Source organism: Anaeromyxobacter oryzisoli, from assembly GCF_022690765.1.
GTDB lineage: Bacteria > Myxococcota > Myxococcia > Myxococcales > Anaeromyxobacteraceae > Anaeromyxobacter > Anaeromyxobacter oryzisoli.
On sequence record NZ_JALCZA010000010.1, the window covers coordinates 1 to 25687 of the forward strand.

General features: G+C 71.3%; 16 protein-coding genes and 1 pseudogene. 8 read left to right on the plus strand and 9 right to left on the minus strand.

Translation table 11 applies throughout. The features are described from left to right. Positions 1-644, minus strand: a 644-nt coding sequence (locus tag MNZ27_RS05370; RefSeq protein WP_242393011.1) for a GNAT family N-acetyltransferase, incomplete at its 3' end; no start/stop codon positions are given. Positions 645-994: 350 nt separating this feature from the next. Here MNZ27_RS05370 and metX point away from each other — a divergent pair. Beyond that, positions 995-3226, plus strand: a complete 2232-nt coding sequence (metX, locus tag MNZ27_RS05375) for a homoserine O-acetyltransferase MetX (RefSeq protein WP_242393012.1) — start codon at positions 995-997, stop codon at positions 3224-3226. 39 nt (positions 3227-3265) lie between these two features. Here metX and MNZ27_RS05380 read toward each other — a convergent pair whose 3' ends face one another. Both MNZ27_RS05380 and MNZ27_RS05385 read right to left on the minus strand, forming a co-directional pair. Beyond that, positions 3266-4117 (minus strand): OmpA/MotB family protein, encoded by an 852-nt coding sequence (locus MNZ27_RS05380; RefSeq protein WP_242393013.1) that lies wholly within the window; start codon positions 4115-4117, stop codon positions 3266-3268. Positions 4118-4246: 129 nt separating this feature from the next. Further along, complete coding sequence (locus MNZ27_RS05385) at positions 4247-5857, minus strand: sigma 54-interacting transcriptional regulator (RefSeq protein WP_242393014.1); 1611 nt, start codon at positions 5855-5857, stop codon at positions 4247-4249. A 173-nt stretch (positions 5858-6030) separates the two neighbouring features. Between MNZ27_RS05385 and MNZ27_RS05390 the strand changes: the two genes are divergently transcribed. From MNZ27_RS05390 to map, 3 genes are all read left to right on the plus strand, one after another. Then, the gene (locus MNZ27_RS05390) at positions 6031-6627 is read left to right on the plus strand and encodes a hemerythrin domain-containing protein (RefSeq protein ID WP_242393015.1); all 597 of its coding nucleotides are present in this window, start codon (positions 6031-6033) and stop codon (positions 6625-6627) included. A gap of 76 nt (positions 6628-6703) precedes the next feature. Beyond that, the gene (locus tag MNZ27_RS05395; protein ID WP_242393016.1) at positions 6704-8989 is read left to right on the plus strand and encodes a nitric-oxide reductase large subunit; all 2286 of its coding nucleotides are present in this window, start codon (positions 6704-6706) and stop codon (positions 8987-8989) included. Positions 8990-9107: 118 nt separating this feature from the next. Then, positions 9108-10091 (plus strand): type I methionyl aminopeptidase, encoded by a 984-nt coding sequence (map, locus tag MNZ27_RS05400; RefSeq protein WP_242393017.1) that lies wholly within the window; start codon positions 9108-9110, stop codon positions 10089-10091. Between the two features lie 237 nt (positions 10092-10328). Here map and MNZ27_RS05405 read toward each other — a convergent pair whose 3' ends face one another. Continuing rightward, positions 10329-12428 carry an HNH endonuclease signature motif containing protein gene (locus tag MNZ27_RS05405; protein WP_242393018.1) on the minus strand — a complete coding sequence of 700 codons (2100 nt, stop codon included), beginning with the start codon at positions 12426-12428 and terminating at the stop codon, positions 10329-10331. Positions 12429-12488: 60 nt separating this feature from the next. Between MNZ27_RS05405 and MNZ27_RS05410 the strand changes: the two genes are divergently transcribed. Next, on the plus strand, positions 12489-15131 hold the full coding sequence (locus MNZ27_RS05410; RefSeq protein ID WP_242393019.1) for an RHS repeat-associated core domain-containing protein: 2643 nt from the start codon (positions 12489-12491) through the stop codon (positions 15129-15131). Positions 15132-15265: 134 nt separating this feature from the next. Here the strand turns inward: MNZ27_RS05410 and MNZ27_RS05415 are convergent. After that, positions 15266-16623 (minus strand): annotated as a pseudogene (locus tag MNZ27_RS05415) (ISAs1 family transposase). 1475 nt (positions 16624-18098) lie between these two features. Here MNZ27_RS05415 and MNZ27_RS05420 point away from each other — a divergent pair. Together MNZ27_RS05420 and MNZ27_RS05425 are read left to right on the plus strand one after the other, a co-directional pair. Beyond that, positions 18099-18413, plus strand: coding sequence for a hypothetical protein (locus MNZ27_RS05420; protein WP_242393020.1), 315 nt, complete (start codon positions 18099-18101; stop codon positions 18411-18413). A gap of 184 nt (positions 18414-18597) precedes the next feature. Continuing rightward, entirely contained in the window at positions 18598-18942 is a 345-nt protein-coding gene (locus MNZ27_RS05425; protein ID WP_242393021.1) for a hypothetical protein, read from the plus strand. Between the two features lie 214 nt (positions 18943-19156). Here MNZ27_RS05425 and MNZ27_RS05430 read toward each other — a convergent pair whose 3' ends face one another. The 3 genes from MNZ27_RS05430 to MNZ27_RS05440 all read right to left on the minus strand — a co-directional run bounded on the left by MNZ27_RS05430 (position 19157) and on the right by MNZ27_RS05440 (position 22574). Beyond that, positions 19157-19888 (minus strand): hypothetical protein, encoded by a 732-nt coding sequence (locus MNZ27_RS05430; RefSeq protein WP_242393022.1) that lies wholly within the window; start codon positions 19886-19888, stop codon positions 19157-19159. Positions 19889-20280: 392 nt separating this feature from the next. Beyond that, positions 20281-21180, minus strand: coding sequence for a transposase (locus tag MNZ27_RS05435; RefSeq protein WP_242393023.1), 900 nt, complete (start codon positions 21178-21180; stop codon positions 20281-20283). Between the two features lie 995 nt (positions 21181-22175). Then, positions 22176-22574 (minus strand): hypothetical protein, encoded by a 399-nt coding sequence (locus MNZ27_RS05440; RefSeq protein WP_242393024.1) that lies wholly within the window; start codon positions 22572-22574, stop codon positions 22176-22178. A gap of 279 nt (positions 22575-22853) precedes the next feature. On the opposite strand from MNZ27_RS05440, the gene MNZ27_RS05445 reads away from it, so the two are divergent. Then, positions 22854-23795 carry a peptidylprolyl isomerase gene (locus tag MNZ27_RS05445; RefSeq protein WP_242393025.1) on the plus strand — a complete coding sequence of 314 codons (942 nt, stop codon included), beginning with the start codon at positions 22854-22856 and terminating at the stop codon, positions 23793-23795. Positions 23796-23847: 52 nt separating this feature from the next. Here MNZ27_RS05445 and MNZ27_RS05450 read toward each other — a convergent pair whose 3' ends face one another. Continuing rightward, the gene (locus MNZ27_RS05450) at positions 23848-25656 is read right to left on the minus strand and encodes a MutS-related protein (protein WP_242393026.1); all 1809 of its coding nucleotides are present in this window, start codon (positions 25654-25656) and stop codon (positions 23848-23850) included. Between the last annotated feature and the right edge of the window lie 31 nt (positions 25657-25687).

The following is a 25687-nucleotide window of genomic DNA, read 5'->3' on the forward strand; positions in this document are numbered from 1 at the left end:
GAGGCGGAGCCGGGCGGACGCGCACCGGGCGCCAGGCGCGACGCCGCGGGCGTCCGTCGGCCGCGGGCGGGCACCGCGGCCAGGCGCGGCGGGCGCTCGGGGTCGAGGAGCATCCACGGGCTCTGCGCGTCCTCGCGCGACGCCTTCTTCTGCGCGAGGCGGAGCACCGCCGGCGACCAGCCGTCCTCGCCGCGCGGGACGAGCGCGAGGGGGGCGTCGGACGGCTGCATCCGCTGGAACCCGAGCCGCTCGTACAGCGCGAGGGCGCGGGGGTTCTCGGCCTGGAGGGCGACCCGGCCGCCGCGGCCGAGCCGTCGCGAGAAGGTCGAGGCGTGGTTCACCAGGGTGGTGCCGGCGCCCCGGACGGTGCGCGCGTCCGCGGGATCGCCCGGGCCGAGGAGGTTCCACGGCGCGGTGGCGAGGAGCTCGACGAAGACGGAGCGGGGGCACGCGAACAGCGCCACCACCGCCTGGACCCGGCCGCCGGCGCGAGCGGCGAACACCAGCCGCTCCCGCGACACGCCCTCGCCCTCCTCCTCGCCGGCGAGGACCCGGCAGAGCTCGCCGACGATCCGGCGAGAGTCCTCGAGCCGGGGGCGGGTCGCGGCGCAGACGGCGCCCCGGGTGAGGAGGGAGCGGGCCACCCAGTCCCATTCGCGGAGGGTGGCCAGCAGATCGGGATCGTCGGGCGCGAGCGCCGCGATCCGGAAGGACGCCCGCCCCGGAAGGCGGGCGCGTCGTTCGTCTGGTTCGTCGTGTGAAGCGAGCATGTGGTCTCCCCGGGACCGGCGTCATGCCGGTGGTCCAGGGACCTCTCGGCCGGGCGACCGCCTGCTTGGAGGCGGCCTCCGGAAGCTTAACGAGCACAGCACCGTGTCGCCGTCCACTTCAAGGACTTCCTGAACAGGCCCGGGTTTCGGGCGGTTGCGGGAGAGGTGGGGACGATGTGGGCTTCTTGACACCCCGGATCCGCCGCCGATACCCTCCGCGACCCATGGCCACGGATCCGGGCAGCGCGACGACCACGGCGGCAGCCGGACGAGCGGCGTTCGTCGCGCCCGAGACGAGGACGTTCAGGCTCCCGGGCTCCTTCGAGCTCGAGCTCGGCGGGCGCCTCGCGGAGGTGGACGTCGCGTACCGCACCTGGGGCACGCTCGACCGCGACGGGACCAACGCGGTGGTCTGCTGCCACGCGCTGACCGGCTCGGCCGACGCCGACCGCTGGTGGACGCGGATGTTCGGGCCCGGGCGCGCGCTCGACCCCGAGCGGGACTTCATCGTCTGCTCGAACATCCTCGGGAGCTGCTACGGGACCACCGGCCCCGCCTCGCTCGACCCGGCGACGGGGCGGCCGTACTTCGGGACGTTCCCGGCGATCACCATCCGCGACATGGTGCGGGTCCAGCACGCCCTCGTGACCGGCCTCGGCGTCCGCCGGGTCCGGATGGCCATCGGCGGCTCGCTCGGGGGGATGCAGGTCCTGGAGTGGGCGCTCCTCTACCCGGACCTCGTCGACTCCGTCGTCTTCATCGCCTCGACCGCGCGCCACTCGGCCTGGTGCATCGGCCTGTCGGAGTCGCAGCGGCAGGCGATCTACGCCGACCCGCGCTGGAAGGGCGGCCGGTACGATCCCGACGACCCGCCGGTCGCCGGCCTCGCGGCGGCGCGGATGGCGGCGATGCTCTCGTACCGCAGCCAGCCGTCCTTCGAGGAGCGGTTCGCGCGGCGGCCGCAGACCGAGGAGCTCTTCGCGGTGGAGAGCTACCTGCGCTACCAGGGCCGGCAGCTGGTGGACCGGTTCGATCCGGCGACCTACGTCACGCTCACCCGGGCGATGGACACGCACGACGTCTCCCGCGGGCGCGGCGACTTCGACGAGGTGCTCCGGTCCATCCGGCAGCCGATGCTGGTCGTCTCCATCGACTCGGACGTCCTCTACTGGCCCTGGGAGCAGCGCGAGGTGGCGCGCCTCGTCCCGAACGCCCGCCTCGACGTGCTCGACTCGCTGGACGGGCACGACGCGTTCCTGATCTCCGTGGACCGGGTCTCCGAGATGGTCGCCGACTTCCGCGGCCGGCCGATCGCCGCCCCGGCGGAGAGCGGCGTCGTGGAGAAGGCGTTCGCGGAGCGCGGCGTCTCGCTCCTCGTGCTGGGGAAGGGGAAGGTCGGGCGGGAGCTGCTCGAGCAGATCCGGGTGCAGCGCCGCGAGCTCGAGCGCGACTACGACGTGCTCCTGCGCGTCGTCGGGATCGCGGACACCCACGGCGCCGTCCTCGCCGACACCGGCGTGGACCTCGCGCGCTGGGAGGAGCTCCTCGCCGCGGCGCCGGCGACGGGGCCGGTGGACGCGCGCACCGCCCCGGCGCTCCTCGACCGGCTCGCGCGGCTCCCCTCGCCGGTGCTCGTGGATCTCACGGCCGCCGACGGGATGGAGGAGGTCTACGAGCAGGCGTTCCGGCGCGGCGTCGACGTGGTCTCGTCGAACAAGCGGCCGCTCGCGGTGGCGCCCGGGCGCGAGGACCTCCTCCGGCAGGTCCGCCGCCAGCACCACCGGCACTGGCACTACGACACGGCGGTCGGCGCGAGCCTCCCGGTCCTGGGCACGCTCCGGCGCCTGGTCCAGGGCGGCGACCGGGTGCAGCGGGTGGAGGGGTCGCTCTCCGGGACGCTCGGGTACCTCTGCACGGAGCTCGCTCGCGGCGTGCCGCTCTCGCTCGCGACGCGCTGGGCGATCGGGCTCGGGTACTGCGAGGCGGACGCGCGCGACGATCTCTCCGGCCTGGACTCCGCTCGCAAGGCGTTGATCCTCGCCCGCGAGCTGGGCGCGGCGCTCGCCCTGGAGGACGTGGAGGTCGAGCCGTTCGTCCCGCGGGCGCTGCTCGCGCCGGGGACGCCGGACGCCCTCCTCGCCGCGCTCCGGACCCACGACGAGGCGATGGCCGCCCGGCTGGACCGGGTCCGTCGCGAGGGGAAGGTCCTCCGGTACCTCGCGCGCATCGCCGTCGAGGAAGGCGGCGCGGTCCGGGTGCGGGTCGGGCCGGAGGCGGTCGGTCCGGAGGAGCCCGCGGCGCGCCTCGTCGGCGTCGAGGCCTTCGTCGCCTTCACGACCGCGCGCTACGCCGATCGGCCGCTCGTCGTGCAGGGCGCGGGCGTCGGCGGGGCGAACACCGCGGGCGGCGTGCTGACCGAGATCTTCCGGATCCCGTCCGGCCACGGCGCGCGGTAGGGCCGGCGCGCGGGGCGCCGGCCCCCCGGCCGGCGTCCGCTACGGCTGCGCGGCCGGCGCCTTCGCGGGCGTCGCGGCGGGCGCGCCGCCCTCCGCCGGGACGAGCGTGATCTCGATCCGCCGGTTCTGGCTCCGGCCCTCGGCGGTCTCGTTCGACGCGATGGGCTGGAACTCGCCGAACCCCGCGGCCGAGAGGCGGGTGGGATCGACGCCCTGCTCCTGGAGGAAGCGCACCACCGCGAGGGCGCGCGCGCTGGAGAGCTCCCAGTTCGACGCGAAGGTCGAGCCCGAGGTGGGGACGTTGTCGGTGTGCCCGTCCACGCGGATGCTCTTCCCGTTCAGGCTCCGGAGCGCCTCGCCGACCCGCCGCAGCGCCTCCCGCCCGTCCTTGCCGATGGTGGCCGAGCCGGACGCGAAGAGGATCTTGTCCTTCATCTTCACCGTGGTGCGGCCGCGCAGCTCGGTGAGCTCGACCCGGCCCGCGTCGATCTCGGCGCGCAGCGCGTTGGCGAGCTGGTCGTACTCGGCGCTCTTCCGCTCCAGCTCCGCCTTGGCGGCCTCGAGCTTCTTCTTCGACTTCGACAGCTCGTCGACGAGCGCCTGGAGGTCGGCGCCCTTCGCCTGCGCGGCGCGGAGCTCCGCCTCCTTCTGCGCGAGGGTGCTCTCGTCCGCGCGGATCTTCTCGCGGAGCGCGGACGCGTCCTGCGCCAGGCCGTCGAGCTGCGCCTTCACCTGGTCGAAGCTCTCCTGGAGCTTCGCGCGGCGCGCCTGCTCGGCCTGCCAGTCCTTGCGGAGCTGGTCGGCCTCGGCCTCCTTGCGTCGGTAGGTGTCCTGGGAGACGCAGCCCGCGAGGGCGGCGAGGGCGAGCGCGGCGACGGCGATCCTGGGCATCGATGCCTCCGGTCGAGTGGTGGAGGCCCGATACTAGCGCGCGCGCCGGACGGCGGCGCGCCGCGATCCTGCACGGTGCGTAAATGGTGGCGTCGGGCGCGTCCCTCGCACGGTGTGCGGAAGCGTAGGTCAGTCGCGCCGCGCCCCGGGCGCGATCCCGTACCGCTTCATCTTGCCCTGGAGCGTGGTGGGGCGCAGCCCGAGCAGCGCGGCCGCGCCGGAGGGGCCGTACACGCGCCCGCCGCAGTGCGCGAGCGCGCGCTCGATGAGCGCGCGGACCTCGTCCTCGAACGGCCCGGGGGGCGCGCTCGGCGCGGGCTCCGCGGGCGCGCCGCGGACGGCGCGCGCCGGCAGCTCGGGCAGCGCGAGCTCCGGCCCGGGGGAGAGGATGAGCGCCCGCTGCAGGAAGTTCTCGAGCTCGCGCACGTTCCCGGGCCAGTCGTGGGCCTCGAGGGCGCGCCAGACGTCCTCGCCGACGCGGGGCGACCGGCGGTGCATGAGCGCGGCCTGCCGCGCGAGGAAGTAGGTGGCGAGCGGCCGCAGCTCGTCGCGGCGCTCCCGGAGCGGCGGGAGCTCGATCGGGAAGACGGCGAGCCGGTAGTACAGGTCCGCGCGGAAGGTGCCGCGCGCGACCATCTCCTCGAGGTTCTGGTTGGTCGCGGCGACGACCCGCACGTCCACCTTCACGGGCTCCGTCCCGCCGACGCGCTCGACGACGCGCTCCTGCAGGACCCGCAGCAGCCGGACCTGCACCGCGGGCGGCGCGTCGCCGACCTCGTCGAGGAAGATCGTCCCGCCGTCCGCCTGCTCGAACCGGCCCGAGCGGCGACGGCTCGCGCCGGTGAACGCCCCCCGCTCGTGCCCGAACAGCTCGCTCTCGACGAGCCCCTCGGGGATCGCGCCGAGGTTCACCGCCACGAACGGTGCGTTGAACCGGGGGCTGAACTCGTGGATCATCCGCGCGAGCCCCTCCTTGCCGGTCCCGGTCTCGCCGCGCACGAGGACCGTGGTCGTCGAGGGCGCGACGAGCCGCACGCGCTCTACGACGGCGCGCATCGCCTCGCTCTCGGCGACGTAGCGCGTGTCGCGCTTGATCTGGCGGATCTCCTCCTTGAGGAGCGCGTTCTCCTTGCCGAGGAGCCGGTTCAGCCGCTGCACCTCCGCGACCATCAAGCTGTTGTGGAGCGCGATGGCGACGAGGTGCGCGACCTGCCGCGCGACCTCGAAGCAGCAGTCGAGGAGCCCCTCCGCGGGCGGGTGGGCGATGTCGAGCGTCCCGAGGACCTCGTTCTCGAAGACGAGCGGGAACGAGACGAGCGAGCCGTAGCCGTACGCCGCGAGGAGCGGCTCGTCCCGGTACCGCGGCGTCCGCGGCTGGAGCGGATCGACCACGCAGGGGCGGCGGTCCTGGATCGCCTGACCGGCGGCCGAGCCCGCGAGCGGGAAGGTGGTGCCGAGCTCGGGGGAGGGCTGGCGCGGATCCGAGACGAGGACGACCTCCGCCCGCGCGGGGTCCTCGGGCGAGATGCGGTGGATCGCGACGCGGGTCTCGCCGAAGTGGCGCCGCAGGAGCTGGCCGGTGCGATCGAGGACCGCGCGCAGATCCACGGTCGAGAGGACCGCCTCGATCGCCTCCTCGACGATGCGGCGGTGCACGTCGTCCGCGGGCGCGGCGAACGTCACCGGGCCGCCGAGGACCGGCAGGCTGCGCGCCGCGGGATGGCTTCCGTGGTCAACCATGTCTCGGTGTCTACCGAAATGTCGGTGTCGGATGCAACCCGTGGTGGGTGCGTGGCGGGTCGCGAATCTCGAAAAACGACGTGTTATCGCGTGAATGACGTTTGGCCGGCCTCTTGCTGAAGGTGCGTCACAGATTGATACAGCACCGGCGGTGCCGCCGGAGGAGAGGCCGAATGGACGCGATCGAGACGCTGATGAGCGAGCACCGGAACATCGAGCGGGTGTGCGACGCGCTCTCCGGGTTCGCGGAGGAGATCCAGCGGACGGGGGCGACCGAGAAGGAGGAGCTCTCGCGGTTCGTCACCTTCGTCCGCGAGTACGCGGACGGGCAGCACCACGCGAAGGAGGAGGGGGTCCTGTTCCAGGAGATGGTGGCGCACGGCTTCCCGTCGAGCGGCGGCCCCATCGCCGTGATGCTGCACGAGCACGACGCCTCGCGCGGCCTCGTCCGCGCGCTCGCCGCCAAGGCGAGCCAGGACGGTGAGTGGACGGCGGCGGATCGGCAGGAGATCGCCGAGAACGCGCACGGCTACGCCGACCTCCTCCGCGCCCACATCCACAAGGAGGACGCGATCCTCTACCCGATGGCGCTGAACCGGCTGCCGGACGAGGCGCTCGAAGGCGTGGCGGAGCGGTGCGCCGCGCTGGACGCCGGGAGGGCGGACGCCGCCGAGCGGCTCGTCGCGCTCGCCGAGGAGCTCGTGACACGCCACGCCCACGCCGTCCACCCCGACGCCGCGCCGGACCCGACGGGGCTCGACGCCCGCTAGCCGCCCCGCGCTCGCAGCCCGCGCGCGCGTAGCCCAGACAACCCCCGCGAAGCCCGAATCCGAGGAAACCATCGACATGAGCCCGAAGGGTCGCGCAGTCCTCCTGTTCGTCATCGTCGCCTGCTTCAGCGTCCTCATCTTCGGGGGCGCGCAGATCTCCGCCCACAAGCCCCCCATCCCCGCCCGCGCGCTCGCGCCCTCGGGCGAGGTGATCTTCACCGCCGAGGACGTCGCCCTCGGCCAGCGCCAGTACCTGTCCCGCGGCGGCCAGCAGACCGGGTCGATCTGGGGCCACGGCGCGTACCTCGCGCCGGACTGGTCCGCGGACGTGCTGCACCGGGTCGGCCTCGCCACCGCCGGCCTGAAGCGCGGGCTCCCGCCCGCCGCCGCGGCCGCCTTCACCCAGGGCGAGCTCCTGGCGCTCCCCGCCGGCGAGCGCGGCCGGGTCCAGGCCGAGGTCGCGGAGGAGCTGCGCCGGAACCGGTACGACGCGTCCACGGGGACGCTCACGCTGTCGCCGGGCCAGGCCGCCGCCTACCCGGCGCTGGTCGCCTATTACACGCAGCTCTTCCGCGACGGCTCGGACGCGATGTCGATCCCGCCGGGCTTCGTCCGCGATCCGGCCGACGCGAAGGCGATGACGGCGTTCTTCTTCTGGACCGCGTGGGCCGCCGGCACGAACCGGCCCGGCGAGGTCTACTCGTACACCGCGAACTTCCCGCACGACCCGCTCGTCGGGAACGTGCCGCTCCCGTCGGCGCTGGTCTGGTCGATCGTCTCGGTCGTCCTGCTCCTGCTCGGGATCGCCGTCGCGCTGTTCTACTACCTGCGGCTGCGCGAGCGGGACGGTCACGACGCCCCGAGGCTCGCCCCGCTCCGCGAGCCGAACCCGACGCCGAGCCAGCGCGCCGTCCTCCCGTACTTCGCCGTCGCCATCGTCCTCTTCATCCTCCAGGCCGGTCTCGGCTCGCTCACCGGCCACTACGCGGTCGAGGGGAACAGGCTCTTCGGCATCAAGGTCGGCGGCCTCCTCCCGTACGCGGCGACCCGCGGCTGGCACCTCCAGCTCGCGGTGTTCTGGATCGCCACCTGCTGGCTGGCCACCGGCCTGTTCATCGGGCCCCTCGTCACCGGAGGCTACGAGCCGAAGGGGCAGAAGGCCCTGGTCTGGACCCTCCTCGGCGCCCTCGTGGTGGTCGTGGTGGGCGCGCTCGCCGGCACGTACCTCGGCGTCGCCGGGAAGCTCTCGGGCCCGAACGGCTGGCTCGTGGGCAACCAGGGGTACGAGTACATCGAGCTCGGCCGCGTCTGGCAGGTCGCGCTGATCCTCGGGATGCTCCTCTGGCTCGCGCTCGTCTACCGGGCCATCAAGCCCGCGCTCGTGGCGGAGAAGGACAAGGGGGGGCTCACGCACCTGCTCCTCTACGCGTCGGTGTCGATCCCGCTCTTCTACTCGGTCGGCCTCTTCTACACGCCCGGCACGCACCTCGCCGTCGCCGACTATTGGCGCTGGTGGGTGGTGCACCTCTGGGTGGAGAACTTCTTCGAGGTGTTCGCCACCGTCGCGCTCGCCTTCATCCTCTCGAAGATCGGCGCGGTGGGTGAGAAGTCGGCGCAGCGCGCGACCTACTTCTCGATCCTGCTCTACCTGGGGTCCGGCATCATCGGGACGTTCCACCACCTGTACTTCACCGGCACGCCGCTCTTCATCACCGCGCTCGGCGCCACGTTCTCGGCCCTGGAGATCGTGCCGCTCTCGCTGCTCGGGTTCGAGGTTCACGAGAACCTGAAGCTCGCGCGCTCGAGCCCGGCGGCGGCGCCCTGGCGGTGGCCGCTCTACTTCTTCGTCGCGGTCGCCTTCTGGAACGCGGTCGGCGCCGGCGTGCTCGGGTTCCTCATCAACCCGCCGATCGTCCTGTTCTACGCGCAGGGGCTCAACACCACGCCGATCCACTCCCACGGCGCGCTGTTCGGCGTGTACGGGTTCCTCGCCATCGCCCTGATGCTCTTCTCGATGCGGAACGTCGTCCGGACCGCCGCCTGGAGCGACCGGCTCCTGAAGGTGGCGTTCTGGGGGCTGAACGCCGGCCTCGCCGGGATGATCGTCCTGTCGCTCCTCCCGGCTGGCATCTACCAGCTCGCCATCTCCGTGAAGGAGGGGCTCTGGTACGCCCGCAGCCCGGCGGTCACCGGGAGCGCGTTCATCCACGCGGTGACCTGGGCGCGCGTCCTGCCCGACGTCGTGTTCGTCGTGGGCGCCCTGTCGCTCCTCGCCTTTGTCGTCCGAGCCATCGCGCTGGACGCGCGGCTCCGGCGCGCCGGAGCGCCGCCCGCGAGCGAGATCGGCCGGAAGGCGGCCTGACGGACGCCCGCGCCCAGTCCTCCACGCCGGCCGGGGCGGTTGCCCTGCGCCGGCGTTTTCCTTACAACATCGCGGACATGATCTTCGTCACGACAACGGCGACGGCCGAGGGCCGGCGATGAGCGGCCCGGACGCCGCGAGGGCCCGGCCCGGGCGCAACGACCCCTGCTGGTGCGGAAGCGGTCAGAAGTACAAGAAGTGCCACCTCGACGCGGACAGCCGGGGCGCGCTGCAGGCGTCTCCGGTGCGGGTGGCGCGCCGGCCGCTGGCGCCCGGGATCGTCTCGCCTCGGCGCGCGGTCCCGCCCGCGGTGGTGCGCCCGGACTACGCTGCGACCGGCCGGCCGCGCGGGCAGGGCCGCGACGTGAAGACGCCGGAGCAGCTCGAGCGGCTGCGGCGCGCCTGTCGCGCCGCTGCGCGGGTCCTCCGGATCGCCGGCGAGTCGGTGCGCCCCGGGATCACCACGGACGCGCTCGACGAGCTCGCGCACGCCGAGACGATCCGGCTCGGCGCCTACCCGAGCCCGCTCAACTACCGCGGGTACCCGAAGTCGATCTGCACCTCGGTGAACGAGGTGATCTGCCACGGCATCCCGGACAGCCGGCCGCTCGCCGACGGCGACATCGTGAACCTCGACATCACCGTCTACCTCGATGGGATGCACGGCGACTGCTCCGCCACGTTCCTCGTCGGCGAGGTGGACGCCGGCGGCCGCAAGCTCGTCCAGGTCGCGCGGGAGTGCCTGGAGAAGGGGATCTCCGCGGTGCGGCCCGGCCGCCCGATCTCCGACATCGGCCGGGTCGTCGAGGCGCACGCGTCGCGCCACGGCTTCGGCGTGGTCCGCTCCTACTGCGGTCACGGCATCGGCGAGACGTTCCACACCCAGCTCCAGATCGCGCACCACTACGATCCGTCGATGCGGCGCGTGATGGAGCCCGGGATGACCTTCACGATCGAGCCGATGATCACCGAGGGCACCTGGGAGGACCTCCTCTGGGACGACGGCTGGACCGCGGTCACCGCCGACGGGAAGCGCTCCGCGCAGTTCGAGCACACGCTCGCGGTGACCGAGGACGGGGCCGAGATCCTGACGGTGGAGTGAGGACAGGCCTCACAGCGCCGCTCGATTGGGCTGAACCCTGCTGCGGCGCACGCTGCCTGCCTGCGCCGGGCAGACTCCTCCGTCCGCTGCTCGCCCTTCGACTCCGGCGCGCAGCGCGCGCCTACGCTCAGGGCGAACGGAACTTCGAATCGCCTGCGCTGCTCCGTCGTCGTGTGCCCCGGCTCGGCGACGGCATCGTGTGCCTCGCGACGGGCTCGACCCAACCGAGAGGCGCTATCAGGCGTCCGGCCCGAACACGGCCAGCGCCCTCCCGGCCCGACGCACCCCGAGCTCCCACCGGAGCCCGTCCGGCGCCCGGCCGCGGACCCGGATCCAGCCCCGGTGGATGGCGTGGAGGTGGTGCGCGGCGCAGAGGGCGATCTGGTTCTCGTCCGAATCATCGCCGCCCTGCGAGCGGTAGCAGACATGGTGCACGTGCGCGGCGGGGCGGCTGCACCCGGGGACCTGACAGCGGCCCCGATCGCGCGCGAGGATCTTCCGCTGCCGCGGCGGGCGCGAGCGCTCGGCCACCTTCGCGGCCTCCTTCCAGGTCTCGATGAACTCGTGCGCGATGCGGACGACGCACTCCTCCGGGGTGAGCCAGTGACCTGCGGCGGCCCGAGCCGCGCGGAACGAGGCGTCGACGAGAAGGGCGACTCGGCGCGGGACGTGGAGGGTCAGCCAGTCGCGCGCACACATCTGCGCGGGGAAGGGGTCCGTCGGCTTGCTCGGCGTGCCCGTCTCCGCCCCGGAGTCGTCGGTCCTCCCGGACGCCGCACACATCTGCGCCGGCTCCTTCCCGGAGTCTTCGGTCAGCCTCGACGCCGCACACATCTGCGCCGGCTCCTCCGCGTAGTCGTCGGTCCGCCCTGACGCCGCACACATCTGCGCCGGCTCCTCCGCGGAGTCGTCGGTACGCCCCGGCGGCGCACACATCTGCGCCGCGGCCTGCGCCTCGGCCGCGGACCGAGCGGCGAGCTCGTCCTCGAGCTCACGCCGGAACGCGATGCAGGTCGAGGCCTCGGCGTGGGCAATCAGCGCCTCGACCGTGTCTTCGTCCGTGCTCGCTCCCGCCGCGCGGACGACGAGCCGCGCCTGCTCGTAGCTGATCCGGCCGCCCCGGAGCGCCTGCCGGAGCGCCGGCAGCGCGTAGAGCCGCCGCTCCAGCGCGGCGCGCTGCGCCACGGTCCGCTCGGCCATCCCCAACCTTTCAGCGCAGTAGTGGCCGAAGGTGGCGAAGCCCATGTCGCGCCAGAGCCCCACGTTCAGGACCAGCATGGCGAGGTGGCCGACCAGCTCGTCCCAGCGCTCGCGCATGGAGGCGAGGTGCCGAAGCTGCTCGTCTAGGAGCTCCGCGGGATCCCGCGCGGGCGCGCCGCCCGCATCGCTCGAGGCCCCGTCGTCCAGGCCCACGCCGTCGGTCATGACGCCGACCACCGGGGCAGGCACCGGCGCGACCTGGTCGAGCGCGGCCCAGCACGCCGTCTCTTCCTCGAGCGCCTCCCGCGCGGCGTCGAACCACTCCGCGCGCGACGCCTCCACGCTCCGCTCGTCCGCATCCTCGTCCGCGTCCACCGGGTGCGCGCCGAGGTACTCCTGGCAGATCGACTCGAGCCGCTCCCACCGCGGCGAGGTTGCCTTGAGGAGCTTCCCCGCCAGCGCAAGCGCCTCGTCGAGCCGGGCCCGCGCCTCGGGTCCGAGAAGGACGTCCACCCGGTCGAAGCGCTCCTCCTCGAGCTCATCGCCGGCTGACGCACCAATCGCCCCGCTCGCGCCGCTCGCGCCGCTTGCGCTTTCCGCACCGTCCCGGTCCGCCGCCCGTACCGCCACCTCGAGTGCACGCACCGTCGCGGTCCGCGCGCGCTCGACCCACTCCGCCTCTGCTTCGCCCAGCGCCACCCGCAAGATCGTGGTCGCCTTGCGCGCGCTCACCTCGCCGGAGCGGACCGCTTCGCGGAGTCGTGGTCGCGCCTCCAACGCGCGCGCGAGCTGGACCATCCCCTGCGCGGTCCGGCCGGCCATCCCGAGCCGTTCGCGCGCGTAATCCACGATCCCCGAGTACCCGAGCCGCAGCGTGCGGTCGCCCTGCGCCAAGGCGAGGAGCCCGTCGCCGAGCGCGACGTCCAGCGCGCCTCGTCCCCGCGCTACCCGGGCGAGGAGCCCGTCCACGAGCAGGGCCGCCTCCTCGCGAAGGACATGCGGTCGCTCGTGCGGCATCGGCGGGTCAAGCTGCCACGCTGCGCGCGCGAGCGCCTCCGGCGGCGGCTCGGCCAAGGTGACGATCGGGCTGGAGCCGACGTTGCGCATCGTCGGGAGGATTGCACGCGGGTCTGACATCCGGCGCTATCCTGAATTGCGTCATCCGATGCGGCGAAGTGCCGCCTGTTCGTTTACCTGATGTCGGTGGACACGGTGGTGCTCGTGGACGGCCTGAAGCGGGTGATCCAGACGTGGAAGACGGCGGAGGTGGAGGGGAAGGGCATCGGCTGGTCGGTGTCGGGCCAGGAGGTGTACGACGCGCTCGGGCGGGTGGTGAAGCGAGGGCAGACGTTCTTCGAGCCGGGCGCGAGCCCGTACTTCGTCGGCGGGGCGCCGCTCAACCCCTCCTCCTTCGCGTACGACGTGCTGGGGCGGACGGTGCTCACGCGCGAGCCGAACGGGGACGCGCCGGGCGGGCTCGCCGACACGTCGGTGGTCTACGACTTCGGGGCGCCGGCGGGGAGCGCGATCCAGCGGCTGCGCTCGACGGTGACCGATCCGCTCGGCAACGCGAAGGTGCTCTTCCGCGACCCGCGCGACGAGGTGGTGGCGGTGCAGGAGAACACCGGGAAGAGCACGCCGACGACGAGCTACCAGTACGATCCGCTGGGGCAACTCCTCACGGTGACCGACGCGCAGGGGCACCAGACGGGGATCGCGTACGACTGGCTCGGGCGACGGACGTCGCTCTCCAACCCGGACGCGGGGCTCGTGAATTTCGTCTACGACGCGGCAGGCAACCTGATCCAGAAGCAGGACTCGAACCTGGCCGCGAAGCACGCGGTGATCGGGTACGAGTACGTGTACGACCAGCTCCGGACGGTGCGGTACCCGTTCTCGTCGGCGGTGACGTACGAGTACGGGAGCGCGAGCGACACGGTGGAGAACCAGGTCGGGCGCGTGAAGCGGATCGTGGACGACGCGGGCGAGGAGACGCGCGGGTACGGGAAGCTCGGCGAGACCGTCCGCTCGACGCGGACGGTGAGGCCGCTCAAGCCCAACGGCTCGCCGCAGAGGTTCGAGACGCGCTTCGCCTTCGACTCGTTCGGGCGGATGACGTCGATGGTCTACCCGGACGGCGAGGTGCTCGGGTATCACTACGACGCTGGCGGGCTGGTGGCCGGGGCGAGCGGGAACCGGCCGGCGACGCAGCACTACGCCGCGGCGAGGGAGACGTATCTCACCTCGCTCACCTACGACGAGTTCGAGCAGCGGAAGACGCTGGTCTACGGCAACGGCGGGACGAGCCGGTACACGTACGACCCCCTGACCCGCAGGCTGAGGAACCTCGACACGATCGTGGCGGGCCGGGCGCTGCAGCGGGTCACGTACGCGTACGACCTGGTCGGGAACGTGACCGGGATGACGAACGCCCTGGGGCAGGCGACCGGTCCGCGGTCCGGGGCGGTGAGCTACTCTTACTCGTACGACAAGCTGTATCGGCTGACGGACGCGACGGGGACGGCGTTCGCGCGGCCGGGGGTGATCGACGCGTTCCGGTCGCACTTCGACTACGACGACATCCACAACATGACGGTGAACCGTCAGGTGCACACGGTGAGGAGCCAGAACGGGGGGACCGAGAGCGAGGCGTACCCGCCGCCGTCGAACCACGACTGGCTGTACCAGTACGACCCGGCCCACCCGCACCAGGCGACGAGGGTGGGGGACACGCTGCTCACCTACGACGCGAACGGGAACACGACGCGAGAGTGCCGGGACCACGGCGACCCGACGTGCACGGTGGACCACGATCACCTGCGTGAGCTCTTCTGGAACGAGGAGAACCGGCTCACGGCGGTGATCGAGGGCGGCGGGCGGCACGTGACGAGCTTCCTCTATGACGCCGCCGGCGAACGGATCGTGAAGCAGGGGCGGGGCGGGGACAGCATCACCATCGGGCAGTTCTTCAACCTGAAGGGGAAGACGGCGGCGACGAAGCACGTGTTCGTGGGGGAGACGCGGCTCGCGTCGAAGCTGCTCCCGCCGCCGGGGTGGGTCGAGGGGCTCGCGCCGGCGAACTCGAGTACCACCACGACGACGACGTCCGCGATCACGCTGCCCGGTTGCGACCCGTCGAGCTACAGCCCGCAGAAGTGCCCGTATCTCCCCGGCTCGCCGCCGGTGGCATACGCGTACGACGACACGGTGGTGAGGCCGGAGACGTACTACTACCACCCCGACCACCTGGGCTCGACGAGCTGGGTGACGGACCAGAACGGGAAGGTCCACGAGCACGTGGAGTACTACCCGTACGGCGAGGTGTGGTGGGAGCCGAAGTACGACCGGGACGGCGCCGGGGTGAAGGGGCAGCAGTTCCTGTTCACGAGCAAGGAGCTGGACGAGGAGACCGGGCTCTATTACTTCGGGGCGAGGTATTACGATTCTAAGCTCGCGCGGTGGAGGAGCGTGGATCCAGTCCTTGCTCTACCGATAGGTGATCTTGATCAGTCTGACGGTCGAGAGTCCAAGCCCGGCACCGACTTGCAAGAGTACGGCGAACGAATGCACTCGCCGGACATGAGACGGTTCAATTCTGTTGGCTCGAAGATGCCGGAAGCGGGAACGCCTGGAACGCTCGACAGATATGGCTACGCATTAAATAACCCCGCACGGTTCACTGACCCAACCGGCCGTTCGGCGTTGGAATACAATGGGAAGCTACACACGCTAACGTTGTACTCGGCGAGCGGCGAAACGATCGCGACATTCCCCGCTCAGAACAACACAACGACTAAGAGTCAGGGCCCGTGGCCGGAGGGCAGACCCGATCCGCGCTGATGCGGGTTGAGCTCTGCTGGCGCCGTGACGCCGCATTCGAGGCGCCGGGACGCAGGACGCCCGGCGGCGTCGGCCGCGGGACGTTTCGTGCTGTCTGCGCGCAATGAAGAAGGGGCGGCCTGCGGACCGGTGGTTCAGGTGACGGCAGTGGCGAGGTCGGTGAGCTGGGCGACGAGGAGCGCGTCGCGGAGGGTCTCCGTGGCGCGGGCCCAGGGGATCGGCATGCAGTCCTTGCGAGGCGCCAGGGCCCGCCAGGCGCTGAGCGCGTTGTAGCCGATGATCCGCAGCCAGCTGACGGTCTCGATGGAGGCCCGGCTGGCCTGGCAGGGATGACCCTCGTCCTCGCCGAGGACGACGTCCAGGGTCCAGTGGCAGCCGTTCTCGATCCCCCAATGCAGCCGGACGAGGGCCAGCTCCTCGTCGCGCGTCAGGGTGCCGGTGGGGATCGAGGTGACGAAGTAGCGCTGCTCCACGGCGACGATCTCGCCGCGCCGGTCGGTGGTCGTCTGGCAGACGTACCAGAGCTGCTGGGCGGCCTCGATGGCGGCGGCCGGGGCGCCCGCGATGTCGCGGGCGTACAGGTCGCGCACGATGGTGTGGCCCCGGTACCGCTCCGCAGTACGGGCGAGCGGGGCGCGGAGGCCGTACTCACCGTGATCGCGGGCGAAGTCGTGCAGGTAGGGCTGGTTGCCCTTGAGGCCGAACACGTACCAGCGGCCGAGCGAGGTCACGAGCTCCGCGTTCTCGCGAGCGCAGAGGCCGGCGTCGCCGGTGACGATGCGGAACTGCCCGCCCAGCTGCTCGCAGACCGTGGGGAGCAGCTCCCGGAAGGCGGGGGACTCGCCCTCCTTGGAGCCGATCATCCTCTGCCCGACGCAGGGGCAGACCGACGAGGATGTGAGGGCGGCGCGGAGGGCGCCGAACGTCTGCACCGACGAGCCCTCGCCGTCGTAGGTCGATTGGACGGCGCCCGGCATACGCTCACCGTCAACCCGGGACCAGGTCCCCTTGCCGTCGAAGCTGATCACCCCCACGGCAAGACGGTCGTTTCGCACCACCTTGCGGGCGATGAGATCCTTCACCTGGGCGAAGACCGTCTCCTCGAGGCCGGCCGGGGACTGCTCGGCGAGGAGGCGGTACAGCGTGGTGTCGCACGGCTTCCCGCGTCCGAGCCCGAGCGCTCGTCGCGCGCCCAGGCCGAGGTCGGCCAAGAAGTCCTCGGCGCGACGCAGGCTCCGGCAGCCGACGGAGAATGCGGCGGCCAGGCCGCCCAGCAGGCCGAGGTGGTCGTGGACCACCCAGGCGTCCTCCCGGGGGTCGTCGACCTCCCGGTCCCAGGGGATGTCGGCGTGCCGCAAGGCACGTCGGGCTTGTGCTTCGGTGATCGACATGATCTCCTGCCTCTCGGCCTCTTCTCGTTTGCGCGAGTTCGGCCGTCTTGGGGGTGGGGCCGGCGCCGGCTCCACCCCTTCTTCGTTTGCGCGGAGGGGATGATCGCCGGGGTCGATCCCGGCGTCGATCTTGCCGATCAGAAAATCGCGGCTGCGGTGGGCGAAGCGTCATCCGCATCACGAAACTCGCCCCTGACGCCGACCCGGCCGGATCCTCAAGCGCCGCAGGCGCGAGAACCGCGGGGCGACCGGTCAGCGGGAATCAGGTCTGGGCCGGAGGGGACGTACAGGTATTCGCATTACAATCGGCATAAAGAGAGTGGACGAAATGATGCCTTCGGGTCGCATGGCATCGTTGTGTTTGACTTGTCGGCGAAGGGCAAGCGGTACGATGGAACTGGGGTCCACTCTGGGCGCGCTAACAAAGGAGCCGAGGCGCACCCAACTCACGGATGTATCCGAACGACCGACTCAGCTATGGAGTTGATCTTGCAGGTACACAAGGATGATCCGCTAAAGACCATCACCGTCACAAACAATAATTCGGCGGCTCCGCGGTACAAGGGGAAACAGTGAAGCGCCGAGTAGTTGCAGGGGCGGCGCTTGTTGCCGCTATTCTGTGGCCGCGTCAAGCGGTCGGCCAGGCGGCTAGGTTGACTTCGTTAACCGACGGCGAAGCGCGGGCGCTATCTAGTGCGCTCCAGGGACGCCTTTCGGCGGTCGGCGGGGCGTTCGCGAGTAGGGTCCTTCAACGGTGCTTGGCGGATCCGCATCGCGGAAGTGCGCTCGCGCGCGCAATCAGATCGGGGCGGCTCACTCCGAGGTACCTGTGGCAGATTGATGTCGCTGTGCTTCGGTATGTGGAAAGTGCAGACAAGTCCGAAGTCACTCGCGGCTTGCGTGAAGGAATTGCTACCCCCGTGCTTGATGCATTGTCAGAAGCGGCAGCGAACGGGAGATGCGATTCGTTCGTGGCGATAGGTGCGCTTGCTGAGGACTTGTCGGGCGAGTACGGAGAGGCGGTGGAGGAACTCGTATTTCGCCTCCTGAAGGAGCACCCGAAACAAGTGAATAAGTGCTGGATGGGGGCGCGAAAGTCTATCCGGCGGTTAGACCTCCAAACGACAGCGTTCTGCAGCGATTTCGACTTACTCGAACAGTTGTATCCGGTTGTGACGCCCGGGAGTCCCGGGGAGTATGTTCGCCAGATCGCCGACGCGTGCCCACGTAAAGATCGTGATAGATAGCCCAGCTCCGGTGGAAGACCCCCGACCGAGAGAGTTCGTGGAAGAGGATGACATAGCCGCACGACGAGTGGAAGGCTCGGGATTCGGGAATGGATGTGGCGAGGCAGGACTCCCCAGGCGACCTTCAATTAACGCCGCGAACAGACACGACATGGCCGCGGCTGGCGAACTCGACGCGGGAGCGCCGGTGCGGTGGCGTGCGCGATCCGTCGGCGTCTCGCTTGGAGATCCGGGAGGCGCTGCTTGGTCGGACGGACCGGTGGGGTTATCCGTACGCCTGACAGCGCGCAGCGTGCTGGACGCGCATCAGCCGCGTGCCGAGGGGGAAGATGACGTCGCGGACGCCGGCTCTCCAGGACGCGAGGGCGGCCTGGTTAGCCCCTCCGAACTCCTCGAGCCGCTGGAGCGCCTCGATCCGCTTCCACTTCGTCCTGCAGGCGACCCGTGGATTGAGCTTCGCTCCGCGGCTCGCCGGGGGCGGGACGGGCGTACGGCTTCTGGGCGACGACGCGGGGTGCGCCGAGGAAGGAGCGCCCTTCGGCATCGAGGTCCGCCGCGGCGTGGTCCGCGACTTCGCGCCGTTTCGCGCTCGAGCGCTCGGCGAACGCGGCGTCGGATTCGAGTTCGGTGGCCTTTCGAGCTGAAGAGCTGCGACTTGGACAGAGCCGGCCGTCCGCGCGGCGGACGGGGTGACCGCGAATCTTCTCTCGGTCGCGATGTGATGAACGGAGATGCGCGCTGATGAACGCACGTGTGAAGTTGCCCGCTGTGGTGATTCTCGCTGCGGCCGTTGGCTACTGGGCCGGCCGCGGGTCGCGGACGAGCAGCGTGCTCGATTCCGCCGGCGACGGCGCGGTCATCGTCCGCTTCGGCAGTGAGGCGCTCCGCGCGAGCGAGGTCGAAGCGCGCGTGCAAGCCATGCCGGCGATGGCGCGCGCTCGGCTGACCTCGCCCGAGGCGCGGAAGCAGTTCGTCGAGGACCTGGTCCGGGAGCGGATCCTCGCGCGGCGTGCCGAGGAGAAGGGCTACCAGCGCGACCCCGAGTTCGCGCGGCGCTACGCGCAGGAGCTGGGGAGCTTCTACCTCGAGAAGGAGCTCGATGGGCCCGAGCGCCGGAAGGTGCCGGGGGAGGACGGAAACCCCCGACCGAGAGTAGTTCGTGGAAGAAGATGACTTAGCTGCACGATGAGTGGAAGGATCGGGACTCGGGAACGAATGTGGCGAGGCGGGAGACCCCAGGCGACCCGCAATGAACGCCGCGAACAGACACGACATGACCGCGGCTGGCAACCTTGACGCGGGAGCGCCGGTGCGGTGGCGTGCGCGACCCGTCGGCGTCTCGCCTGGAGATCCGGTGGGGGCTGCTTGGTCGGACGGACCGGTGGGGTTATCCGTACGCCTGACAGCGCGCAGCGTGCTGGACGCGCATCAGCCACGTGCCGAGGGGGAAGATGACGTCGCGGACGCCGGCTCTCCAGGACTCGAGGGCGGCCTGGTAAGCCCGTCCGAACTCCTCGAGCCGCTGGAGCGCCTCGATCCGCTTCCACTTGGTCCTGCAGGCGACTCGTGGATTGAGCTTCCGTCTTGGCTCACTGGGGGCGGGTCGGGCGTAGGGCTTCTGGGCGAGGACGCGGGGTGCGCCGAGGAAGGAGCGCCCTTGGGCTTCGAGCTCTGTCGCGGCGTGGTCCTCGGCTTCGCGCAGCTTCTCGCTCAAGCGCTCGGCGAAGGCGGCGTCGGTCTCGAAACCGGGAGGCCTCTTGAGCTGGAGCGTCGCCGAGGCCGGCATCCGGCCGAGCTTGCGGAAGAACCCCGCCGGTCGCTCGGCGACGATGGGCGCGCCGCCGACGAGGGACGGGGAGGACCAGAGCCCCGGCCACTGCTGGCCGCGGCGGACGAGGCCAGCGGCGACAGGGTTGGCGAGGACGTAGACCATCTTCTCGATCACCGCCTCGGGGGTTTCGAGGCGAACGGCGCTGTAGGTGTCGCGTTCCCAGAAGCCGTCCCACCGGCCGAGGAGGCAGTTCATCGCCCTGGCGGTGAGGCCGTCGAGGTAGCGGTGGAAGTCAGGGAGCCTGGCGAGTGGGTCGGTGACGACCAGGTGGACGTGGTTCGAGAGCACGCAGAAGGCATGGACCTGGATGTCGTAGAAGAAACCCCCGACCGGAAACCCCCGACCGAGAGTAGTTCGTGGGAGAGGATGACGTAGCTGCACGATGAGTGGAAGGATCGGGACTCGGGAACGAATGTGGTGAGGCAGGTGAGGGCCCCGACCGAGAGTCGTTGCGCGGGAACGGGATGAGGGAACGAACGACAATGGATGAGAGCGGCCTTTCGAGGTCGAAGTGGTGAGGCGAGACTCCTCGGCAAGACGCTATGGACGGCGGCGACAGGCAAACCGGGTTGCCGAGGGTCATCCACCGTGCGCGAACGGCGGTGTGGCGGCGTGCGCGAGCCTCGGCGCCTCACTGGGAGAGCCGTTCGGTCCTGCCTTGGTTGACCGAGAGGGTGCGGCTATCCGCATGTTTCGCCGCAGAGTGCGGCGTGCTGGACGCGCATGAGCCACGTGCCGGCGGGGAAGAGAATGTCGCGCACGCCCGCCCTCCACGACTCGAGCGCCTTCCGGTAGGCCCATCCGAACTCCTCGAGCCGCTGGAGCGCCTCGATGCGTTTCCACTTGGTTCGACACGCGACGCGAGGATTGAGCCCCCGCCGCGGCTCGCCGGGGGCGGGGCGCGCGTAGGGCTTCTGGGCGAGGACGCGGGCTGCGCCGAGGAAGGAGCGGCCTTCACCCGCGAGCTCCGCCGCGGCGCGGTCCTCGGCATCGCGGAGCGCCTTCCCGAGCCGCTCGGCGAAGGCGGCGTCCCACTCGAACCCCGGGGGCCTGTGGAGCTGGAGGCTCACCGAGGCCGGCATCCGGCCCATCTTGCGGAAGAACCCCGCGGGCTTCTTCGCGATGATCGGCTCTCCGCCGATCAGGGCGGGATCGGACCAGAGCCCCGGCCACTCCCGGCCGTGTCGGACGAGGCCGGCTGCGACGGGGTTCGCGAGGACGTAGACCATCTTCTCGATCACCGTGTCGTCGGTCTCGAGTCGGACGGCGCTGTAGGTGTCTCGCTCCCAGAAGCCGTCCCACCGGCCGAGGGAGCAGTTCATCGCCCGAGCGACCAGGCCGTCGAGGTAGCGGTGGAACTCGGGGAGCCGGGCGTGCGGGTCGGTCACGACCAGGTGGAAGTGGGTCGAGAGCACGCAAAACGCGTGCACCTGGATCTCGTACCGGTTCGCGGCGATGGCGAGGACGTACCGGAAGATGTCGTCGGTATTCCTCGATGGCCGGAGGAAGAAGCGGCGTTCCGAGCAGCGGCGCGTCACGAGATAGGTGGTGCCCTCGAAAAGTTGCCTGGGCGCGGTCATGCCCGAGGCTCAGGGCAACTGGCGTGCCGAGGAGGAATGGGCGAAAGTACAGCGCTTGGACGGAGCCGACCGTCCGCGCGGCGGACGGGCCGTCCGCGGGAACTTCTCTCGGTCGGGGCGCTTGGTCGGGGCGCTTGCAAGGCGGAGGCAACCAAGTTGGAAGTGCGGGCGTTCGTGCTTCGACGGGAGGCAGCTAAGGCGCAAGAGCAAAAAGCGAAAACTGGAAGCAGCGACAAATCGAAGGGGCGGACACTGCCTTGAAACTGTTGGCTCTCATCGCTTGTGCCGTTGCTCATGTTGTTGTTGGTGTTCTGTTCTATTGGGCTCGTGTTCGTGGGGTAAGTTCCATCGCAAATTGGGATGTTGTCGCATTCGGGTTCCGCTTGTGGCTGCGGTGATAGCGTATTATCTAGTTCTAAATGCTGGTGGTGGGCGATCAGGCGGGCCTCCTGATCGCACCGCAATCGTTGCGCTGCGGGCGGTCGTGCTTGGGGTGTTCGTGCAAATCGTGGCGATGACGCTAGCTGCGAACATGTATGGAACGTAAATAATCGCCAACGCCCCAACCGAGAGTAGTTGCGGGGGAGGGGATGCGGGATCGAACGACGACGGGCAGGAGCGGCTTTTCGAGAGCGGATTAGTGAGGCAAGAGTCCCCGGTAAGAAGCCATGGATCGCAGCGACAGGCACAGCGAGACGCCGTGGGACACCCGCCGTGCACGAAGGCCGGTGTGGAGGCGTGCGGAAACCCCCGACCGAGAGTAGTTCGTGGAAGAGGATGACGTAGCTGCACGATGAGTGAAAGGATCGGGACTCGGGAACGAATGTGGCGAGGCAGGAGACCCCAGGCGACCCGCAATGAACGCCGCGAACAGGCACGACATGACCGCGGCTGGCAACCTCGACGCGGGAGCGCCGGTGCGGTGGCGTGCGCGACCCGTCGGCGTCTCGCCTGGAGATCCGGTGGGGGCTGCTTGGTCGGACGGACCGGTGGGGTTATCCGTACGCCTGACAGCGCGCAGCGTGCTGGACGCGCATCAGCCACGTGCCGAGGGGGAAGATGACGTCGCGGACGCCGGCTCTCCAGGGCTCGAGGGCGGCCTGGTAAGCCCGTCCGAACTTCTCGAGCCACTGGAGCGCCTCGATCCGCTTCCACTTGGTCCGGCACGCGACTCGAGGATTGAGCCCCCGCCGCGGCTCGCCGGGAGCGGGGCGTGCGTAGGGCTTCTGCGCGAGGACGCGAGCTGCGCCGAGGAAGGAACGGCCTTCGCGTTCGAGCTCCGCCGCGGCGCGGTCCTCTGCATCGCGGAGCGCCTTGCCGAGCCGCTGAGCGAAAGCGGCGTCCGACTCGAACCCGGGAGGCCTGTGGAGTCGGAGGCTCGCCGAGGCCGGCATCTAGCCGAGCTAGCGGAAGAACTCTGCCGGCTTCTCGGCGACGACGGGCTCTCCGCCGATCAGGCCCGTGGCGGACCAGAGCCCGGGCCACTCCCGGCCGAGCGAACGAGGCCGGCGGGGGATCAGGCGGAACTGAAGGTGAATATTCCGGGCGTCGACGAACGGTGATGGTGGTACGGTGAAGGATGACGAAGGGACCGAACAGTCACGGCAGTGCGGGGGGAAGGCGGCCCGCCCGTGAGGGTGCCGTGTGAATCGGCCTGGAGGGAGACACCGCGCATGAAGAAGGCGTTTCTGGCGTTGGTCATCGTGCTCGCCGCCGGAGGCGGCTACTGGGCCGGCCGCGGTAGCCGGGCGCCGAGCGTGCTCGACGGCTCGGGCGAGGGCGCGATCGTCGTCAGCTTCGGCGGGGAGGCGCTCCGCACGAGCGAGGTCGAAGCGCGCGTAAGGGCCATGCCGGAGATGGCGCGTGCCCGGCTCGCGACGCCGGAGGCGCGGAAGCGGTTCGTCGAGGACCTGGCCCGGGAGCGGATCCTCGCGCGGCGTGCCGAGGAGAAGGGGTATCAGCGCGACCCCGAGTTCGCGCGGCGTTACGCGCAGGAGCTGGGGAGCTTCTACCTCGAGAAGGAGCTCGACGAGCCGGAGCGCCGGAAGGCGCCCGAAGACGGCGAGCTCCGCAAGTACTTCGAGGAGCACCAGGCGGAGCTGTCGCGACCGGAGCGCATCCGGATCGCCCTCGTCGAGTTCAAGGTGCCGGATCCGGCGGCGCGCCAGAAGAAGCTAGCGCTCGCGCGGCAGACGCTGTCGGAGGCGCGCGCGGGGTCGAAGGACTACTACGCGTTCGGGAGGCTGGCCCGCGCGCGCTCCGAGGACGAGCGGACCCGCGCCTCGAGCGGCGAGGTGGGCTACGCGAGCCGGGAGGACCTCGAGGGCGGCTACGGTCCGGAGCTGGCGAAGGCGGCGTTCGACCTGAAGATCCCCGGCGAGCTCGGCGGGGCGGTGGTGGAGAGCGCGTCGGCGCTCTACCTCGTGAAGCTCGTGGGCCGAGAAGCGGCGTACGAGCCGCGGTTCGAAATCGTTCGTGACGCGCTGGCGGCGCGCCTCGCAAACGAGCGCCGGGAGGCCGACCGAAAGCGGTTCCTGGACGACCTCTGGAAGCAGGCGAACGTGAGGATCGACGAGGACCCGCTCGGCAAGCTCGAGCTCGCGTCGAAGCGGTAGCCGTGGATCACCCTCCCGCTCGGACCTGGAGCGCCAGCTCTCATCATCGAGATCACACCCTCAGCCCCACCGCGCGCATCAGCGCGAGCGCGTTCGAGTGCTGCACGACGCCGGGGCGCAGGCGGTAGTCGAACACGATCGCGCCGTCCTTCACCTGATCCTCGAAGTGCGCGTTCGCCAGGGCGCCGCCGTTCCCGGCGATCTCGGTGAGGGCGAGGTCGTGGGTGGTGACGAGCCCGATCGCGCCGCGATCGACGAGGCCGCGCACGATGGCCTCGGCGCCGATCCGTCGGTCGTGGCTGTTGGTGCCGTGCAGGATCTCGTCGAGCAGGAACAGGAGCGGGTACGGGCCCGCGGCGAGATCCGCGAGCTCCTTGAGCCGCGTGATCTCCGCGTAGAAGCGCGACTTCCCCGCCTGGAGCGAGTCCTGGATCCGGAGCGTCGCGCCGGGCTGGAGCGGGGTGAGCGCGAGCCGGGCGGCGTGGACCTTCGCGCCGGCGAGGGCGAGCACCACGTTGACGCCGACCGTCCGGAGGTAGGTGCTCTTCCCGGACATGTTCGAGCCGGACACGAGCAGCACGCGCGGGCCGGCGTCGCCGACGCGGACGTCGTTCGGCACGGCGCCCCGCAGGAGCGGGTGGCGGAGCGCGTCGCCCTCGAGGACGGCCCGGCGCTCCTCGCCGAGGTCGAGGAGCTCGGGGAAGACGGTGCCGGCCTGCTCGTAGGCGTGGCCCGCGAGCGACGAGAGCGCCTCGAGCTCCGCCACCGCGTCGAGCCAGCCGCCGACCGCGGCGCCGTTCGCGGCGCGCCAGCGCGCGACGCGCGCGGCGTGGAGCGGCGTCCACTGCAGCAGGAACGCGATGGGCGCGAAGAACTGGTTGTGCGCCCACTCGATCCGCGCGGCGATCGCCACGAGGGCGGCGATCCGGGCCGACGCCGGGGCGGGCGCGCGGAGTCGCGCCTGGAGCGCGGCGAGCCGCGGCTCGTCGAGCGGCTCGCGCTCGAGGCGCGCGAGGAGCAGCGCCAGCACCCGCAGCTCCGCCGCGGGTCGCTCCAGCCCGCCCAGCACGCGCGCGATCGGCTCCTGGAGCGCGCGCCGGAAGCCCCACGCCAGGACGATGACGACGAGGAGCGGCAGGCCGCCACGTCCGGTGAGCCAGCTCACGGTCGCGGCGATCCCCGCCAGGGCGAGGGCGATCGCGATCGGGACCGTCGCCGTCGGGAGCGGCCGCGGGGCGGCACCCCAGGCGGCCACCGCTGCGGCGTCCACCGCGGCGCGGACGTCGGCGCCGAGCACGGCGAGGTCCTCCCGGAGGTCGAGCCGCGGCGCGAGGGCCGCGACGGCGCGCTGCCGACCGCGGACCTCGTCCGTCGGGGCGGGGGCGCGAAGCCAGGCGGCGAGCCGCTCCTCGCCCGGGCGCGTGCGCGCGGCGCAGAGCAGCTCGAAGAGCCCTCCGGCGCCGAAGAGGTCGAGATCCGCCGCGTACGGGTGGGCGGGGTCGGCGAAGCGATCGCCGGCGATGCCGCGCCCCGCGAACTGTCCGTCGATCCGGGCGAGGGCCGCCTCGTGGAAGGTCACCGCGCGGCGCGCCCGGTCCCGCTCGAGGAACACGCGATCGTGGAGGAGGGCCAGCGCGACGAAGACGACGGCGGGGACGACGAGCCACCACGCGGAGAGCGTCTCCGCGCCCCAGGAGAGGGCGGCGATCGCGAGGGCGGCGACGAAGACGACGAGCCGGCCGCGGGCGACGCGCGCGTCGGCGACGTCGAGCCGCGCCACGCGGGCGTGGCGGTCCTCCAGGCGGCGGGCGAGCTCTGCGCGGGGATCGGGGGCGGAGTGGAGCGCGGGGGTCTCGGTCACGGCGAGAGGCTAGCGCACGACCGGCCGGCGC